18 protein-coding genes are annotated in these 16,956 nt (G+C 60.9%); 15 read left to right on the top strand and 3 right to left on the bottom strand.

Annotation, left to right across the window (positions count from 1 at the left end; translation table 11 throughout):
• Positions 1 to 134: 134 nt before the first annotated feature.
• The 6 genes from KGB23_RS04765 to KGB23_RS04740 all read left to right on the top strand — a co-directional run bounded on the left by KGB23_RS04765 (position 135) and on the right by KGB23_RS04740 (position 5,818).
• Complete coding sequence (locus KGB23_RS04765; RefSeq protein ID WP_223430104.1) at positions 135 to 938, top strand: CbbQ/NirQ/NorQ/GpvN family protein; 804 nt, start codon at positions 135 to 137, stop codon at positions 936 to 938.
• Positions 922 to 1,509 carry a cytochrome c oxidase subunit 3 family protein gene (locus tag KGB23_RS04760; protein WP_056739450.1) on the top strand — a complete coding sequence of 196 codons (588 nt, stop codon included), beginning with the start codon at positions 922 to 924 and terminating at the stop codon, positions 1,507 to 1,509. Before KGB23_RS04765 ends, KGB23_RS04760 begins: the two co-directional genes overlap by 17 nt.
• A 10-nt stretch (positions 1,510 to 1,519) precedes the next feature.
• A complete protein-coding gene (locus tag KGB23_RS04755) occupies positions 1,520 to 1,777 on the top strand; it encodes a cytochrome C oxidase subunit IV family protein (protein WP_223430103.1) in 258 nt (85 codons plus the stop codon).
• Between the two features lie 247 nt (positions 1,778 to 2,024).
• The gene (locus tag KGB23_RS04750; protein WP_008156283.1) at positions 2,025 to 2,465 is read left to right on the top strand and encodes a c-type cytochrome; all 441 of its coding nucleotides are present in this window, start codon (positions 2,025 to 2,027) and stop codon (positions 2,463 to 2,465) included.
• A gap of 3 nt (positions 2,466 to 2,468) precedes the next feature.
• Entirely contained in the window at positions 2,469 to 3,899 is a 1,431-nt protein-coding gene (locus tag KGB23_RS04745) for a cbb3-type cytochrome c oxidase subunit I (RefSeq protein ID WP_223430102.1), read from the top strand.
• A gap of 77 nt (positions 3,900 to 3,976) precedes the next feature.
• A complete protein-coding gene (locus KGB23_RS04740) occupies positions 3,977 to 5,818 on the top strand; it encodes a nitric oxide reductase activation protein NorD (protein WP_223430101.1) in 1,842 nt (613 codons plus the stop codon).
• 175 nt (positions 5,819 to 5,993) lie between these two features.
• Here KGB23_RS04740 and KGB23_RS04735 read toward each other — a convergent pair whose 3' ends face one another.
• Together KGB23_RS04735 and KGB23_RS04730 are read right to left on the bottom strand one after the other, a co-directional pair.
• Complete coding sequence (locus KGB23_RS04735) at positions 5,994 to 6,182, bottom strand: protein DnrP (RefSeq protein ID WP_263288539.1); 189 nt, start codon at positions 6,180 to 6,182, stop codon at positions 5,994 to 5,996.
• A gap of 5 nt (positions 6,183 to 6,187) precedes the next feature.
• Positions 6,188 to 6,871: a Crp/Fnr family transcriptional regulator gene (locus KGB23_RS04730; RefSeq protein WP_046046537.1), complete on the bottom strand. Its 684-nt coding sequence runs from the start codon at positions 6,869 to 6,871 to the stop codon at positions 6,188 to 6,190.
• Between the two features lie 482 nt (positions 6,872 to 7,353).
• On the opposite strand from KGB23_RS04730, the gene KGB23_RS04725 reads away from it, so the two are divergent.
• Together KGB23_RS04725 and KGB23_RS04720 are read left to right on the top strand one after the other, a co-directional pair.
• Complete coding sequence (locus KGB23_RS04725; RefSeq protein ID WP_223430099.1) at positions 7,354 to 8,544, top strand: NnrS family protein; 1,191 nt, start codon at positions 7,354 to 7,356, stop codon at positions 8,542 to 8,544.
• Positions 8,545 to 8,569: 25 nt separating this feature from the next.
• Positions 8,570 to 9,010 (top strand): CopD family copper resistance protein, encoded by a 441-nt coding sequence (locus KGB23_RS04720; protein WP_033059055.1) that lies wholly within the window; start codon positions 8,570 to 8,572, stop codon positions 9,008 to 9,010.
• Positions 9,011 to 9,085: 75 nt separating this feature from the next.
• On the opposite strand, the gene ytfE is transcribed toward KGB23_RS04720, so the two are convergent.
• Positions 9,086 to 9,760 carry an iron-sulfur cluster repair protein YtfE gene (gene ytfE, locus KGB23_RS04715; protein WP_046046535.1) on the bottom strand — a complete coding sequence of 225 codons (675 nt, stop codon included), beginning with the start codon at positions 9,758 to 9,760 and terminating at the stop codon, positions 9,086 to 9,088.
• A 156-nt stretch (positions 9,761 to 9,916) separates the two neighbouring features.
• On the opposite strand from ytfE, the gene norR reads away from it, so the two are divergent.
• The 7 genes from norR (at position 9,917) to KGB23_RS04680 (ending at position 16,681) form a co-directional block, all read left to right on the top strand.
• Entirely contained in the window at positions 9,917 to 11,446 is a 1,530-nt protein-coding gene (norR, locus tag KGB23_RS04710; protein WP_223430098.1) for a nitric oxide reductase transcriptional regulator NorR, read from the top strand.
• A gap of 88 nt (positions 11,447 to 11,534) precedes the next feature.
• Positions 11,535 to 12,182, top strand: coding sequence for a pyridoxamine 5'-phosphate oxidase (gene pdxH / locus KGB23_RS04705; protein WP_223430097.1), 648 nt, complete (start codon positions 11,535 to 11,537; stop codon positions 12,180 to 12,182).
• Positions 12,183 to 12,411: 229 nt separating this feature from the next.
• Positions 12,412 to 12,966, top strand: coding sequence for a molybdenum cofactor biosynthesis protein B (moaB, locus tag KGB23_RS04700; RefSeq protein ID WP_046052662.1), 555 nt, complete (start codon positions 12,412 to 12,414; stop codon positions 12,964 to 12,966).
• Positions 12,963 to 14,198, top strand: a complete 1,236-nt coding sequence (gene glp / locus KGB23_RS04695; RefSeq protein ID WP_223430096.1) for a gephyrin-like molybdotransferase Glp — start codon at positions 12,963 to 12,965, stop codon at positions 14,196 to 14,198. The genes moaB and glp overlap by 4 nt, the downstream gene beginning before the upstream one ends.
• A gap of 122 nt (positions 14,199 to 14,320) precedes the next feature.
• A complete protein-coding gene (locus KGB23_RS04690) occupies positions 14,321 to 15,316 on the top strand; it encodes a peptidase U32 family protein (RefSeq protein ID WP_150655791.1) in 996 nt (331 codons plus the stop codon).
• Positions 15,317 to 15,326: 10 nt separating this feature from the next.
• A complete protein-coding gene (locus KGB23_RS04685) occupies positions 15,327 to 16,217 on the top strand; it encodes a U32 family peptidase (protein ID WP_223430095.1) in 891 nt (296 codons plus the stop codon).
• The gene (locus KGB23_RS04680; protein ID WP_223430094.1) at positions 16,211 to 16,681 is read left to right on the top strand and encodes an SCP2 domain-containing protein; all 471 of its coding nucleotides are present in this window, start codon (positions 16,211 to 16,213) and stop codon (positions 16,679 to 16,681) included. Before KGB23_RS04685 ends, KGB23_RS04680 begins: the two co-directional genes overlap by 7 nt.
• The last annotated feature ends 275 nt before the right edge of the window (positions 16,682 to 16,956 follow it).

Here is a 16,956-nt window from a genome sequence, read left to right as displayed (position 1 = left end):
GTGCCGTGCAAGGCTATGCCCGAGCAGGCCAATGTTCGCTTGACGACGATCAAGTTTGCCGGCCATCTCACTTGCCAGGTTGTCGCAGGGGCCCGTAGCGTGTTCCTTGAATCCGCTTTTGGAACAGGCAGCCCATGGACCGTATCCAGTCTTGCGAACACCCGATCGAACCCTTCTACCAACCGCTGAATAATGAGGAGGCGCTGTTCGAACAAGCCTGGCGACACGGCATGCCGGTGCTGATCAAAGGCCCGACAGGGTGCGGCAAGACCCGTTTCGTCCAGCACATGGCCCATCGGCTGAAACTGCCGCTGTACACCGTGGCTTGCCATGACGATCTGAGCGCAGCCGACCTGATCGGCCGTCACCTGATCGGTGCCCAGGGCACCTGGTGGCAGGACGGACCGCTGACTCGCGCGGTGCGTGAAGGCGGCATCTGTTACCTCGACGAAGTGGTCGAGGCGCGCCAGGACACCGTGGTCGTACTGCATCCGCTGGCCGATGATCGTCGGGAGTTATTCCTGGAACGCACCGGCGAAGTGCTGAAGGCGCCGCCGTCATTCATGCTCGTGGTGTCTTACAACCCCGGCTACCAGAACCTGCTTAAAGGCATGAAACCCAGCACCCGCCAACGCTTCGTCGCGATGCGCTTCGGCTATCCGCCGGTGGCCGATGAGGAACGCATCGTTGCCCGGGAGGCTCAGGTGGACAACGCGCTGGCGGCGCAAGTGGTGCGGCTGGGCCAGGCGCTGCGCCGGCTCGATCAACATGATCTGGAGGAGGTCGCCTCAACGCGACTGCTGATTTTCACGGCGCGGATGATCCGCTCCGGCATGACCCCGCGTGAGGCCTGCATGGCCTGCCTGGCCGAGCCGCTGAGCGATGATCCGCTGACCGTTGCTGCGCTGATGGACGTGGTTGATGTCCACTTCGGCTGAGTCCACGGGCTTCTCGCGCCGTCACTTGCCGGGCGATCTGGCGATGTGGTTTTTCATTCTCGCCGAGTTGTCGGTGTTCGCCATCCTGATCCTGGCGTTCGCGGTGACCCAGGCGCTCAAGCCGCAGATGTTCAGTGAAAGCCGTCTGTTGCTGAACACCTCAACCGGCTTGGCGATGACCCTGAGCCTGCTCACCGCGGGCCTGTTCGCCGCGCTGGCGCAGGAGCAGGTCAGGCGCTCACGATCCCGCCACGGCGCGGTCTTCCTGCTGATGGCATTGCTCGCCGCCAGTGTCTACGTGGTGCTGAAACTCACGGAATACCGGCACTTGCTGGCCTCGGGGCTGGGCATGGAGCACAACACGTTTTTCACGTTGTACTGGATCCTTACCGGTTTTCATTTTCTCCACGTAGTGCTCGGCATGGTCATTCTCGGATGGCTGGCCGAGCGCTGTCGCCGTGGCCTGTACGACGCCAACACGCGCAGCGGGTTTGAATCCGGCGTGTTGTATTGGCACATGGTCGATCTGATCTGGGTCATGCTGTTTCCGCTGGTCTATGTGCTGAGTTGACGAGGTTCTCATGACTGTTTCCAGGGTTTTGCTCGTCTGTTGGGCCGCGCTCGCGACGTTAAGCGTCTGCACCGTGGTGCTGGCCCAGGCCGGTGCGACGTGGTTGCTGTCGATTGCCATCTTGATGGTGGCGGTCGGCAAGGCGTGGCTGATCACCGATGGCTTCATGGAGATGCGCCACGCGCCGAGACTGTGGCGGCGATTGATGTTGAGCTGGGCGCTGGTGTTGGCGGCGGTGGTAGGCCTGACATTGGTGTTATTCCGCTGAAGGAATACAGCCCGTAAAACACCGCGATTCCAATGTGGGAGCGGGCTTGCTCGCGAAGGGGCCGTCACATTCAACATCCCTGTTGACTGACGCTCCGCCTTCGCGAGCAAGCCCGCTCCCACATTGGATCTCCGTCAGCCATACGATCTATACCCGACCATAACCATCTGACTTTCTTGATCGCCATCAAGCAGGTTTCAACCCTTCGCTTCCTATGATGGACGGGCCTAGCAAAGAGGAAGCGATCATGTCAGACACCTTCACCAAAGGCATGGCCAGGAATATTTACTTCGGGGGAAGCATCTTCTTCTTCCTGATATTCCTGGCTTTGACCTATCACACGGAACAGACCTTTCCAGAGCGCAGCAATGAAGCGCTGTTAACCGAATCAGTCGAGCGCGGCAAGTTGGTCTGGGAGCAAAACAACTGCATCGGCTGCCACACGCTGCTGGGCGAGGGCGCCTACTTCGCGCCTGAACTGGGCAACGTGTTCCAGCGTCGCGGCGGAGAGGCGGGTTTCAAACCCTTCCTGCACGCCTGGATGAAGATGCAGCCACTGGGCGTACCGGGCCGTCGCGCGATGCCTCAGTTCAAGTTGAGTGACCAGGAGGTGGATGACATCGCCGAGTTCCTCAAATGGAGCTCGAAAATCAACACCAATGGCTGGCCGCCAAACAAGGAGGGCTAAGCGATGAGCATTGCTAATCCGCATCTGAAATTCGCCTCGCAAGCCGTGGCCAAACCGTACTTCGTGTTTGCACTGATCCTGTTTCTCGGTCAGATACTGTTCGGTTTGATCATGGGCCTGCAATACGTGATCGGAGACTTTCTGTTCCCGATCATCCCCTTCAACGTGGCGCGGATGGTGCACACCAACCTGCTGATCGTCTGGATATTGTTCGGCTTCATGGGGGCTGCCTACTACCTGATTCCGGAAGAGGCTGACCGCGAACTGCACAGTCCGAAGTTGGCGATCATCCTGTTCTGGGTATTCGCCGCCGCTGGCGTGCTGACGATCCTCGGTTACCTGCTGGTGCCTTATGCCGGCCTGGCCAAGCTGACCCACAACGAGCTGTTGCCGACCATGGGTCGGGAGTTCCTGGAGCAGCCGACCATCTCCAAGATGGGCATTGTGGTGGTCTGCCTGGGCTTTCTCTACAACATCGGCATGACCTTGCTCAAAGGGCGCAAGACCACCGTCAGCATGGTCATGATGACCGGGCTGATCGGGCTCGCGGTGTTCTTCCTGTTCTCCTTCTATAACCCCGGCAACCTGGCCCGCGACAAGTTCTACTGGTGGTGGGTGGTGCATCTTTGGGTAGAAGGCGTGTGGGAACTGATCATGGGTTCGATGCTGGCCTTCGTCCTGATCAAGATCACCGGTGTGGACCGGGAGGTCGTGGAGAAATGGCTTTACGTGATCATCGCCATGGCGCTGATAACGGGGATCATCGGTACCGGTCACCACTTCTTCTGGATCGGTGCACCTGAGGTCTGGTTGTGGGTCGGTTCAATCTTCTCGGCACTCGAGCCGCTACCCTTCCTGGCGATGGTGATATTCGCCTTCAGCATGGTCAAGAACCGTCGGCGGGACCACCCGAACCGCGCGGCCACGCTGTGGGCCAAGGGCACCACGGTCACCGCCTTCTTCGGCGCTGGCGTCTGGGGTTTCCTGCATACCCTGGCACCGGTCAACTACTACACCCATGGTTCGCAGTTAACGGCGGCTCACGGTCACCTGGCCTTCTACGGTGCTTACGCAATGATCGTGATGACCTTGATCAGCTACGCCATGCCGAAACTGCGCGGGCTCGGCGAAGCAGCGGACGAGCGTTCGCAGCAACTCGAGATCTGGGGTTTCTGGTTGATGACCCTGTCGATGGTAATGATCACGCTGCTGCTCACCGCTGCCGGTGTCGTGCAGATCTACCTGCAACGCTGGCCAGTGGATGGCGTCGCGTTACCGTTCATGGCCACTGTCGATCATCTGCAAGTGCTGTTCTGGGCTCGTCTGGGCGCCGGTCTCGGTTTCTTCGCAGGGCTGCTCTGCTACCTGTCCAGCTTCAAGCGGCGGGTGCCAGTGGGGATCACTGCGACTGCCGCCTCCGCTGTTCGTTCGTGAGTCAATAACAACCTGAAGGAAGACGGCCCGGCTGGTACAGCGGGCCGTTTCACATTGGTTTTCAGAGGAAAAAAACCATGGCCTTTACCGTCGAACTGGAAGAGTGGGTCGGCAGCGTCTGGCATCGCTTTATCACCCGGCGCGCCAGCCCGGACTTTCCCGAGGCCCGGGTCGAACTGATCCACCAGCAGCGACCGCTGGCGTTGTTGTTTCGCGCCATGGGTGGCGCCAATGGCGTCGGCGTGGAAGCCGCCAGCGACCGCGATCTGTTGTTGCGGCGCAACGTGCTGCAGCAGATCGCCGGCACCTGCAAGCAAGTGCCCTTGGCGTGGTGCGACGAGACCAACCTTCGTCTACCGTCGAGCCTCGCGGTGTTTCCTGAAGTCGCGCTGAACGAGGAACTCTATCGTTGGCTCGCGTTGTTGGCGGCCCAGGCCGGGCAGATGCGTCATTGGGGGCGGGACAATCAACGCTGGACGCAACAGCTGTTGCGGCGCTATCCCGCGTTGCGTGCCCGGTACAAACGTTTGGTCGATGCCCATCTGCAACTACGCCCGGATCCGGCAACATTGAATCCCGGTGAAGCGGCCTTGGAACGAGCGTTATGCCAGGCGCTACGCGAGCCGGGCAGTGTCGAACATTTCCCTCGCAGCGAACGCGCGGCGTGGCCGCTGCCGCTGTGGTTGTACCCGCCGCAAAACCTCGCCAGCCCGCAGGCGGCCGACCTCGGTGACGAGTCGGAAGAGTCGCTGACGACTCCGCCCGGTGAGCAGAAAGGCGGGAGCAAACGTGCCAAGCGGATCGATGAAGGCAGCCGCGACGGCGGGTTGTTAATCGTGCGCCTGGAGAACCTGTTCAGCTGGACCGAACACGTCGACCTCGATCGCTGGTCAGACGACAGCGAAGACCCGGACGCCGCCAGAGTCGCCGAGGACCTGGACGAGTTGAGCCTGTCGCGCACCCGTCTGCGCAAGGGTGGCGGCCTCAAGCTGCACCTGGATTTGCCGCCCGCCGATGTCGACGATATTCCCCTGGGCGAAGGCATCAAGTTGCCGGAGTGGGATTACCGCAAACAGCAGATGCAGGACAGCTTCGTCAATCTGCAAATGATGGTGCCCCGCGACTGTGAGGCGCAGCCACTGCCACCACGGCTGAAGGCCTCGGCGCACCGTCTGCGCCGCCAGTTCGAGCACCTGCGCAATGACCGTCAATGGCTGCGCCAGCAACCCCAAGGGTCTGAACTGGACATGCAGGCCTGGCTGGATTTTCACGTAGAACGCGAGCATGGCCAGTGTGCGGAGCGCGGTCTGTTCATGGAACAACGGCAGACGCGCCGCGACCTGGCGTGCCTGTTGCTGGCCGATGTGTCGATGTCCACTGACGCGCACTTGAACGATGAGCATCGGGTGATTGATGTGATCCGCGACAGCCTGTTGCTGTTCGGCGAAACCCTGTCGGTGCTCGGTGATGATTTCGCCCTGTATGGATTTTCCTCGCTGCGTCGTCATCAAGTGCGCATGCAGGAACTCAAGTCCTTCACCCAGCGTTATGACGACAACACCCGCGGTCGCATTCAAGGGCTCAAGCCGGGTTATTACACGCGCATGGGTGCCGCAATTCGCCAGGCCACCCAATTACTGGGCAAGAGCAAACGCCGCAGCAAACTGTTGCTGCTGCTGACGGATGGCAAACCGAATGATCTGGATCTGTATGAGGGGCGCTACGGTGTTGAAGACACCCGCGAAGCGGTGCTGGAGGCGCGGCGCCAGGGGTTGACGCCGTTCTGTATCACGATTGATCGCGAGGCCGGGGATTACCTGCCTTACATGTTCGGCGCCAACGGCTACACCTTGATCCGCCAGCCCGAGCAATTACCCCTGCGCTTGCCGCAGTTGTATCGCCAGTTGACCCAGCCGTGATGAACACGGTCTGTAGCAGCTGCCGAGCCTGCGAGGCTGCGTTCGGCTGCGCAGCAGTCGTAAACCCTGAACCCGCGGTTTAACTGATACACCGCGGTGAATGGTTTTACGACTGCTTCGCAGCCGAACGCAGCCTCGCAGGCTCGGCAGCTGCTACAGGGGGTATGTGTGGGGATCAGACGCTGCGTGGCAACCAGAAAAACATCGTCACGCAGAAGATCGTCAGGCCGATGCAGAACCACATGAATCGGCGCAGCCGGCGTTCCCCCGCCTGTGCGGCGAATGCCGGCAGGGGCATGCCGCATTGGCGGCACTCGGTTTCTTCTGCGGGGTTTACGTGCTGGCAATACAAACAGACGGGCATGGCACTCACTCGAACTGTTCCAGGCGCAGACGATCGAGAATGGCGATCTGGCGGCCGTCCTGGGTGATGATTTTTTCATCGATCAGGCGACGGATGATCCGCGAAAAGGTTTCCGGCTGGATCGACAGATGCCCGGCAATCAGTTGTTTGGCCATCGGCAGTTCGAATTGGCTGTCAACGGTTTGCTGGCGCACCAGCTGCGTCAGCAGATAACGCACGACCCGGTGGGTGGCGTTTTTCAGGGACAGGGTTTCGATTTCGTTGACCCGTTGGTGCAGGCGAACGCAGAGTTTGCCGAGCAGCGCAAAGGTCAGTCGGCTATTGCTCTGCAGCAGGCGCATGTAGGTGTTGTTGGATAACCGATAGAGCTGAGTCGGGCAGATCGCTTCGGCCGAGGCCACATAGTTCGGCGTGTCCATCAGCATCATCGCCTCGGCGAAGGTTTGCCGGTCGCCGATCACCTCAAACACTTTCTCCTGCCCATCCGGTGTCAGTCGGTAGATTTTCACCGCCCCGGCAATCACGAAATAGAACGAGTCTGCCGGCTCGCCCTGGCGGAATAACGGTTCGCCCTTGTCGATGCTCAGCAAGTGGCTGGTACTCATCAATTCATCCAGCTGTTCTTCGTTCAACGGCTCGAACAAGTGATGACTGCGCAGAATCTGGTGATGGACGCGATGAAGCACCATAAGAATTCATCCTGAGGATTGAGGAGGGGGTGGCGATCAAGTCAAACGAGGCCCAGCGAGACGCCGCTGGCCAACGCCAGAACCGAGGTCAACACCACAAACCAGGCCAGTGGCTGGATGACTTTTTTCATGACGACTCCTGGGGATCGAGAAGGATCAAGGTTTCTTTGATGCTGAAAGCTTGAGCAAGACGCGGGCCATGCCTGGAGGCCTTTGTTTATTGGGGTTGTCAGATAGGAGGGTAAAAACGACCACAAGGTTTAGGGTTTAAATAACCATTAAATGGTCATTTGTACCCTGATCCAGACACCCCTGTGGGGCAAGTCCCCTCACCACAGGGTTCGAATGAGCAAGGGCACGCCCCTTGCACACTTGATCTGCGACAAAGGCAATTGATCGCCAATACCCGATCATTGCCCCCGGACTTACTTCGACGCGTGCGGGTTTGCGTCAGGTCAGCAGCAAGGTAAAGGAGTGGCTTTATGCAAGTGCTCGACCGCCGTAAAGCGATGGCCATCGCGCCGCTGTTACGTTTGGCCTTTCGGCCATTTTTCCTCGCCGGCTGCCTTCTGGCAGTGCTGGCCATTCCAGTTTGGCTGGCCGCCTTCAGTGGTGCGCTTTCCGGCTGGCAGCCGGCGGGTGGCTGGCTGGGCTGGCATCGACACGAATTGTTGTTCGGATTCGGCTTGGCGATCATCGCGGGTTTTCTGTTGACGGCGGTGCAGACCTGGACCGGACGCCCCGGCCTCAGCGGGCGACCCCTGGCAGCGCTGGCGTTGCTGTGGTTATTGGCGCGCGTGGCCTGGCTGGTCAATGCACCGTTGCCGGTGCTTGCGGTGCTGGAATTGGCGTTCCCGCTGGCGGTGGCCGCGCTCATGGGTTTCACCTTGTGGAAGGTGCGGCAGAAACGTAACTACCCGATTGCGGTGGTGTTGCTGTTGTTAGCGGCGGCCGACGGGTTGTCCCTGTACGGCCTGGTCGAAAGTCATGAAGGCTGGCAGCGTCAAGGCGTGCTGACCGGCCTCTGGCTGGTGGCGGCGATGATGGGCTTGATCGGCGGGCGCGTCATTCCGTTCTTCATCCAGCGTGGCCTCGGCAAGGTTGAAGGCGTTACTCCTTGGCCGTGGCTGGATTGGCTGCTGCTGATTGGCTCTCCTCTTGTGGCGTTGTTGTATGCCGCCGGACCTGCGCTTGAGCCCAATCTCGTGGTGGGCCTGTTGTTCGCCGTGTTGGCCGCCGGGCATCTGGTACGCCTGGTTCGCTGGCATGATCGCGCCCTCTGGCACGTGCCGTTGCTGTGGTCGTTGTACCTGGCGTATGCCTGGTTGGCGGTGGCCTGTCTCGCAATGGCACTGTGGCATTTCGGTGTGTCGATCAACCCGAGTCTGGCGGTGCATTGCCTGACGATCGGCGCCATGGGTGGCCTGGTGTTGGCGATGATCGCACGGGTCAGCCTGGGTCATACCGGCCGCGCGCTGGAGCCGCCGTCGGGCATGACCCTGGCGTTCATTCTGCTCAACCTGGCCTGTCTGAGCCGGGTCGTGTTGATCCTGTTCTTTCCCCTGCCTGCATTGTGGCTGGCCGGCCTGTGTTGGGCGCTGGCGTTTGCGCTGTACGCCTGGCGCTATGGGCCGATGCTGCTGCGGGCCCGGGTGGACGGTCATCCGGGCTAACCACGTGAACTGATGGAGGCTGCCGGTGTTATATCCCTTTTTACTGGTCACCCACTTGCTGGCGGCGATTGCCTTCATCGGCACGCTGTTTTTCGAGGTGGTGATCTGGCACCGCGCCCGTCAGCAGTTGGCGGATACCGCGCAAACGACCGCAGATCAAGCGATTGCAGTGCGCTCGCGCAAGGTGCTGCATGGCGTGGTGTTGCTGTTGTATGGCGCCGGCATCAGCCTGGCGTGGCAGCACCGGGGCGTATTGAGTCAGCCGCTGGCCAGCAGTTTTGGCACGTTGCTGAGCCTGAAGATCGTCCTGGCGCTGAGCATCATCGGCCATTACTTCCTGCTGGCGTACTGGCTGAAAAGCGCACGACTGACCACGACCCGCGCCAGCTGGATTCGCCGCAGCATCCTCGGGCACATGGTGTTGATCGTGATCCTGGCCAAGGCGATGTTCTATTGGCACGGTTGATCGCCCGCCGTCCCTGACAGACAAAACCCGCGTCAACCGGTGGGCTGGCGCGGGTCGGGTGTGAGCGGCAATCAATCAATGACGACGGTTCAAGGCATTAACAAACAACACGTTGTTTTCCAGATGGATGTGTTGCATCAGGTCATCACGAAACTCCAGCAGCCCACGATACAGGGCACGCCAGGTGTTACAGGCATCGGCCGGCGGGGTGATGTTGTTGGTCAGCGCGAGCAGCCTCTCCAATGCTTCGCCATGTTGATCATGTTCAAAGCGCAGCACCTGGATCGGCGGCGCGGCCTGAGGGCCGATGCCCTGTTGCAGCATCGGGAAGAGCACTTGTTCTTCCTTGAGCATGTGGCCTTCGAGTTCTTGTTGCATGTCGGTCAGCAGATCGGCCAGGCCGTTGGGGCAGCTGCTGCGCGCACCATGGACCTGCTCGACGCGACGGGCCAGGCGGATCAGTTCCGGCAGTTGCTCGCGATGGCGGGCGTGGTAGCGCGCCAGAAGATGGGCGATCAACAGCTCCGACGGTTCGTTGCGCCAGTCGTGTTGGGTTTCGCCGGTGTCTTGCAGCTGGTGCAGTGCATCGGCGATCAGGACCGGATCGAGGTCTTTGCCAGCGGCCGCTTCACGCAGGCTTTTATGCCCGCCACAACAGAAGTCCAGTTTGAAGGTGTGAAAAATCCGCGTGGCGCCGGGAATGTCGCAAGCCAGTTGGCCGAGGCTTTGTTCCAGTAGGGTCAGGCTCATCAGGGGGTTCCTTGTTTGGATTTCAACGGTTCCCCAGGCTCATTGCATCCGGCATGCCATATTTAACGTATTGAAAGATATGACTTATTTTTTAGTTGTGGTGATAGGCACCCGGACGCTTTAGGGTGAATCCAACCATAGAGGGTAATAACTACCATGCTGCGTGAAAGCCTGGCGGCCGACCTGATTGTCGAGTTGCCCAATGCTGTGCGGTTGCAACGATTGGTCCAGACCCTGCGTGAGTACTTCAACAGTGGCGCCGTGGGATTGCTGCGTCTGGATGACGACAGTCTGAGGCCGGTTGCGACGGTGGGGCTGGTGCATGAAGCGTTGGGCCGTCGCTTCGTCATCGCCCAGCATCCGCGGCTGGCGGCGATCATGGCGTCGCGCGAACCCACCTGGTTCGAGCCCGACAGTCGCCTGCCGGATCCTTATGACGGCTTGCTCGACAATCACGTCGGCGAACCGCTGCCGGTGCATGACTGCATGGGCGTGAGCCTGTATGTGGAGGGGCGGATCTGGGGCGCGATCACCCTCGATGCGCTGCACGCCGGAACCTTCGACAGCCGTGCGCGGGAAGAACTCAAGCGCTGCACCTTGCAGATCGAAGCCGCCGTGCGAGTCACCCGGCTTGAGCAGGAAAACCGCAGCTTGCGTCTGTCCCGCAGCGATCCCCAGGATTTGCGAATGCCCGTCGAGGAGGGCGAGATCCTCGGGCAGAGCGAGGTGCTGCATCAGTTGCTCAATGAACTGGACGTACTGGCCGACTCCGATCTGCCGGTATTGCTGTTGGGCGAGACTGGCGTCGGCAAAGAGTTGTTCGCCCGGCGCTTGCATCGTCTTTCAAGGCGCCACCACAAGCCGCTGATACACGTTAACTGTGCCGCCTTGCCGGAGTCTCTGGCAGAGAGTGAATTGTTCGGCCATGTCAAAGGCGCGTTTTCCGGCGCCACCAGTGACCGTGCCGGACGTTTCGATGCCGCCAACGGTGGCACGCTGTTTCTCGATGAAGTCGGTGAATTGCCATTGGCCGTGCAAGCGAAGTTGCTGCGCACCCTGCAGAACGGCGAGATCCAGCGCCTCGGCGCCGACAAGCCGTTGCATGTCGATGTGCGAATCATCGCCGCGACCAACCGGCACCTGCCGGACAGCATCCGCGACGGCCTGTTTCGGGCCGATCTGTATCACCGGCTCTCGGTGTACCCGGTGCCGATCCCGCCGCTGCGCGAGCGGGGTAATGATGTATTGATGCTGGCCGGGCATTTCCTTGAACTCAATCGGGCACGGCTCGGCCTGCGTGGCTTGCGTCTGTCGCCGGCGGCGGAGCGAGCGCTGCTGACTTACAGCTGGCCGGGCAACGTGCGCGAGCTGGAGCATGTGATCAGCCGAGCCGCGTTGAAGCAGCTCAGTCGCGGCACGAGTCGCACCCTGATCATGACGCTGGAACCCGAGATTCTGGACCTCGACAGTGCCATGGGCGGGCAGGGCGCGGTCGTCGAAAGTCCCCTGGACGTGATGGCTGATGAGCCGTTCCAGCCCTTGGGTGAAGCGGTCGACGATTACCAGCGCAAGAAAATTCTCCAGGCCTTGAGCCTGTCCGGGGAGAACTGGGCCAGCGCCGCGCGGATTCTGGAAGTCGATCCCAGCAACCTGCACAAACTGGCTCGGCGTCTGCGCCTCAAATAAGGCTGGGTGTGCTCAGTGTTGATGGTGATCAAGGTGGTCTTACGCAGTGCATAGCACACTGGGCAGAACCTTTTTGGAGATCACCGTCATGCCCCTTTCCCTGGCACAGATGCGCCGCAACTACACCCTGTTTGGCCTGCAAGACGAGTCGGCACTGGACGACCCGATGGCGATGTTCCGGCAATGGATGCAGCTGGCCCGCGACACCGAACGCGCGCCTGTCGAAGCCAACAGCATGATGTTGGCGACGGTCGACAGTGAAGGGCGCCCGCACTGCCGGGTCCTGCTGCTCAAGGGCTTGAGCGATGAAGGCTTCACCTTTTTCGGCAATTACCAGAGCGACAAAGGCCAGCAACTGGCTGCTAACCCGCATGCCGCCATGACCTTTTTCTGGCCGGGGCTGGAGCGTCAGGTGCGTATCGAAGGCCAGGTCTCCAGGCTCGACCCGACGCTGTCGGATGCATACTTCGATTCCCGCTCACAAGACAGTCGCCTGGGCGCCTGGGCTTCACCGCAAAGCCGGCCGCTGGCCAATCGGGCCGAGCTTGAGTCGCTGTTGCTACAAACCACCCAACGTTTTGCCGGCAAGACCGTGCCGCGGCCCGAGCATTGGGGCGGCTACTGCCTGCACCCTGAGCGTCTGGAGTTCTGGCAGGGGCGTGCCGACCGCTTGCATGATCGTCTTGATTACCGTTTGCGCGATGGCGTGTGGCAGCGAAATCGACTGGCGCCTTGAGACCGATCGGGGACAGTGTGGGAGCGGGCTTGCTCGCGAATGCGGTGTGTCAGTCACCATTGATATTGCCTGACACACCGCATTCGCGAGCAAGCCCGCTCCCACAGGTTTTGTGTGGCCTGTACATTCTGCTTATGTCCCCGTGGAGGTACCTCCTTGGAGGAATAGGCTCACTGCGAATTCCGGTTCAGGCTTTGTCCCATACCCTCATACACGGGAAGGCTTGGATATGGCCCATCTGGCGCAACGCACGTTTGAACCCTTGAACATTGCCGTGCTGACCATCAGCGATACGCGCACCTTCGACACCGACACCTCGGGGCAGACCCTGACGGATTTGCTGCAAACGGCCGGGCATGTATTGATCGATCGTGATCTGGTCAAGGACGACATCTATCAGATCCGCGCCAAGGTCTCCCACTGGATCGCCGACCCTCAGGTTCAAGTGATACTGATGACCGGCGGCACCGGCTTCACCGCGCGCGACAACACTCCGCAAGCGGTTTTGCCATTGCTGGACAAACACGTGGAAGGCTTCGGTGAATTGTTCCGTCAGGTGTCCCTGGCGGAAATCGGCATGTCCAGTCTGCAGTCACGGGCATTGGCCGGCATGAGCAACGGCGTGCTGGTGTGCTGCGTTCCGGGTTCGCCGGGCGCGTGTCGAACCGCCTGGAACCAGATCCTGCTCGAACAATTGGACAGCCGCACCGGCCCGTGCAATTTCGCCCCGCATTTGAAACCGCAAGCACAGCGGGTCATCGACGCCTGCGAGACACGCTCATGACCGGCCGGGTGTGCGACCTCGGCAATCTGATGCCGGTGGACGAGGCCATCAGTCGTCTGCTGGACCAGGCACCGCCGCCGCCCCTGGCGCAAAAGATCGGACTGGATCAAGCCTTGGGGCGGGTGCTGGCGGCGGACATTCATTCCCCTGTCAACCTGCCGGCCTGGGACAACAGTGCCATGGACGGTTACGCCCTCAGGGTCGCTGACCTGCCACCGGACGGTGGCTGTTTGTTGATTGGCGGGCGAATTGCGGCGGGGGATCAGGCGTGCTCGCCGTTGCTCGCGCAGCAAACGGTGCAGATCTTTACCGGTGCGCCATTACCGCCGGGTGCCGACACGGTGGTGCCGCAGGAGCGCTGTCGGATCGATGGCGAACGCGTCTGGTTTCCGCCCGTAAACGCCGGTGATCACGTGCGCAAGGAAGGTGAGGAGGTTCGCCGGGGAGATCTTTTGCTCCAGGCCGGTAAACGCCTGCGTGCGCAAGAAGTGGGTTTGCTGGCCGGCGCTGGCATTGCGCGGGTCGAGGTCTACCGCCCGTTGCAGGTGTGTTTGCTCAGCAGCGGCAATGAACTGCGTGAGCCGGGCGATCCATTGGCGCCCGGGCAGATTTACAACAGCAATCGTTACTGCCTCGCGGCGTTGTTGAGCGGTTGGGGCGTCGAGGTGCACGACTATGGCGTCATGGCCGATGAGTTGGCCGCCAGCCGGCATGCCTTGAGCCTGGCGTCTTCGGAGTGCGACCTGCTGTTGAGTTCCGGTGGCGTCTCGGTCGGCGAGGAAGATCACCTCAAACAGGCCATCGAGGAACTCGGCAGCCTGGATTTCTGGCGGCTGGCCATTCAGCCGGGTAAACCGCTGGCCTTCGGCGAAGTGGCCGGCAAACCGTGGATCGGCATGCCGGGCAATCCTTCGGCGGCGCTGATTACCGCGTTGGTGGTGGTGCGTCCGTTCCTGCTCAGGGCCCAAGGCGTGAAAGACGTGTTGCCGGTGCCAATGGCCGTGCCCGCCGGATTCGACTGGTTGCAGCGCAACAAGCGTCGGCAGTACCTGCGGGCACGGTTGACGCCGGGTGCTGACGGCCAGTTGAGCGTGGAGCTGCACCCTCAGCAAAGCTCGGCGATGTTGACCGCCGCGTGTTGGGCCGACGGGCTGGCGGTGATCGAGTGCGAGCAGCAAGTACTCAAGCACGACAACGTGATGTTCCTGTCCTTCGCCGACCTGATGCATTGATGGCAATTGATTGCCGTCAAGGCTCTGGCTGCCGGTCTCGCTAGACTGGCAGCGCCTTTTTCGATCGCTGCGCCACAGGCATCGATTGAGGGTCGAGACGCGTTTTTCCATGAGGATTACCCATGCAACTGGTCTGCCCGGCAGGGAACCTGCCTGCGCTAAAAGCGGCGGTGCGCCAAGGCGCCGATGCCGTTTATGTCGGTTTTCGCGATGACACCAATGCCCGGCATTTCGCGGGGCTGAACATGGACGACAAACAGTTCGACGCGGCGGTCGCTCACATCCGTCAGCATCAACGCAAACTCTACGTCGCGGTCAACACCTACCCGCAACCCAAGGGCTGGGAACGTTGGCAGCGGGCGGTCGATCGCGCCGCCGATTTCGGCGTGGATGCGCTGATCGCCGCCGATCCCGGCGTACTCAACTACGCCAGCCAGCGGCATCCACAGCTGGCGTTGCACCTGTCGGTCCAAGGCTCGGCAACCCATGCCGCGGCGCTGGAGTTTTATGCGCAACGCTACGGGATTCGTCGCGCGGTGCTGCCACGGGTGTTGTCGTTGGCGCAAGTGCGCCAGGTCGCCGCGAGCAGTCCGGTGCCCATCGAAGTGTTTGGCTTCGGCAGCTTGTGCATCATGGCCGAAGGGCGTTGCCATCTGTCTTCCTACATCACCGGCGAGTCGCCGAACCTCTGTGGCGTCTGTTCGCCGGCCAAAGCGGTGCGCTGGAGCGAAGACGCCGAAGGCTTGAGCGCACGGCTCAGTGAAGTGCTGATCGACCGTTACACCCCAGACGAACCCGCCGGTTATCCGACCCTGTGCAAGGGCCGTTTCCTGGTCGGCGGTAAACGCTTCCATGCGCTGGAGGAACCCACCAGCCTCGACACCCTGGATTTGCTACCGGAATTGACGGCCATCGGCGTTGAAGCAGTAAAAATCGAAGGCCGGCAACGCAGCCCGGCCTATGTCGAACAAGTCACCCGAGTCTGGCGCGCGGCACTGGATGCCCATCGTGGCTCGCCGGGCAGTTTTCGGGTCAAGGAAGAATGGCGTCGGGTGCTGGCCGGTTTGTCCGAAGGCAGCCAGACCACCCTGGGTGCTTACCATCGATCATGGCAATGAGGGAGGCGACATGAAGCTCAGCCTTGGACCGGTCCTGTTTTATTGGGACAAAGAGCAACTCAGCAACTTTTACGCCGAGATGTCGGCCTTGCCCCTGGATGTGATTTATCTGGGGGAAACCGTGTGTTCGAAACGCCGGGCCTTTTCACTGGATCAATGGCTGGGTCTGGGGCGCGAGTTGCAGGAATGCAGCCCGGCACAGTTGGTGATCTCCAGCCTGACGCTGATCGAAGCGGCCTCCGAACTGTCCAGCCTGCGCCGGCTCTGCGACAACGGCCAATTGCTGGTTGAGGCCAACGACATGGGCGCGGTGCAGTTTCTGGCCGAGCGCAAGTTGCCGTTCGTGGGCGGCCCGGCGCTGAATTTGTACAACGGTCATACGCTGGCGCAACTGCTGGACTGCGGGATGACCCGTTGGGTGCCGCCGGTGGAATGCTCGGCGGCGCTGATTGGCGATGTGCTCGATCAGGTGCGCGAACTGGGCCGTGAGGTGCCGGAAGTCGAGATCTTTGCTTATGGGCATTTGCCGTTGGCCTATTCCGCACGCTGCTTCACCGCTCGGGCGGAAAACTTGCCCAAGGATGACTGCCGGTTTTGCTGCCTCAACTACCCCGACGGCCTGCCACTGACCAGTCAGGAAGGGCAGGCGCTGTTCACCATTAACGGCATTCAAACGATGTCGGCGGAGGTGACCAATCTGCTGGCGGATTACACCGGGTTGGTGGCCTGTGGCGCCGACCTGTTGCGTCTGAGCCCTCGCGCTCAGGGCATGGCCGAGGTCATTGCTGCCTATCAACGGGTTCGTCTGGGCGAGACACCGCCGTTGTTCGTCGACGGTTGCAACGGTTACTGGCATGGCCAGGCCGGGATGTTGCGCGTCGAGGAGGTTGGACTGTGTTGAATCGTAAAAAGTGGTTGTTGAAAGGTGCTGACCGGTTGTTGCCGTTGGTGCGCCGGGTGCCTTTTGCGGTGCAGCGTCTGGCGTTGCAGCAGGCGCTGAATCGTTGCCTTGCCGAGCCGTTGCGCGATGGTGAATTTGAAGTGCTGCGCGGGCGTTGGTTGTGTTTGCGGATTCCGGATTTGGGGTTGTCCTGGTATTTGACGCTGACCCGTCAAGGGTTGCGAATTGCTGAACGCGCCAACGCGCACGTGACTATCAGTGGCAACTGGCGCGAGTTTTTATTGCTGGCGAGTCGTCAGGAGGATCCGGATACGTTGTTCTTTCGCCGGCGTTTGGTGATTGAGGGTGATACGGAGTTGGGGTTGGCGTTGAAGAACCTGATCGACAGTCTTGATCCTGATGTGTTGCCTGTTTGGTTGTGGCGCAATTTGGAGCGGGCGGGGAAGGGGTTGGCGGCCGGTTAGCCGAGCTGTTTTTTTGGTTGGAGTACATATCCATTTCTGCGGTGACGGCTTCTATTGGTTTCGCTTTTACAGCGAGTCACTTGGAAAAGCGCCAAGTAACCAAACGCTCTTGCCCCTGACGTACGGTGCCTCGCCTAGGCTCGGCATACCCTCGCTCCGGTCCTGCTCCGTGGGCCCGCCGCCATCGGCCATCCATGGCCGGGGGCGGCTACCGCGGCATCCTTGCCGCGGTGCCCACTGCGCAGAACCTGCGCTCGGCCTTCCGACGGGGCAGA

Source organism: Pseudomonas sp. GL-B-26, assembly GCF_019947405.1.
Taxonomy (GTDB): Bacteria; Pseudomonadota; Gammaproteobacteria; order Pseudomonadales; family Pseudomonadaceae; genus Aquipseudomonas.
This window is presented reverse-complemented; position numbering and strand designations above follow the sequence as displayed.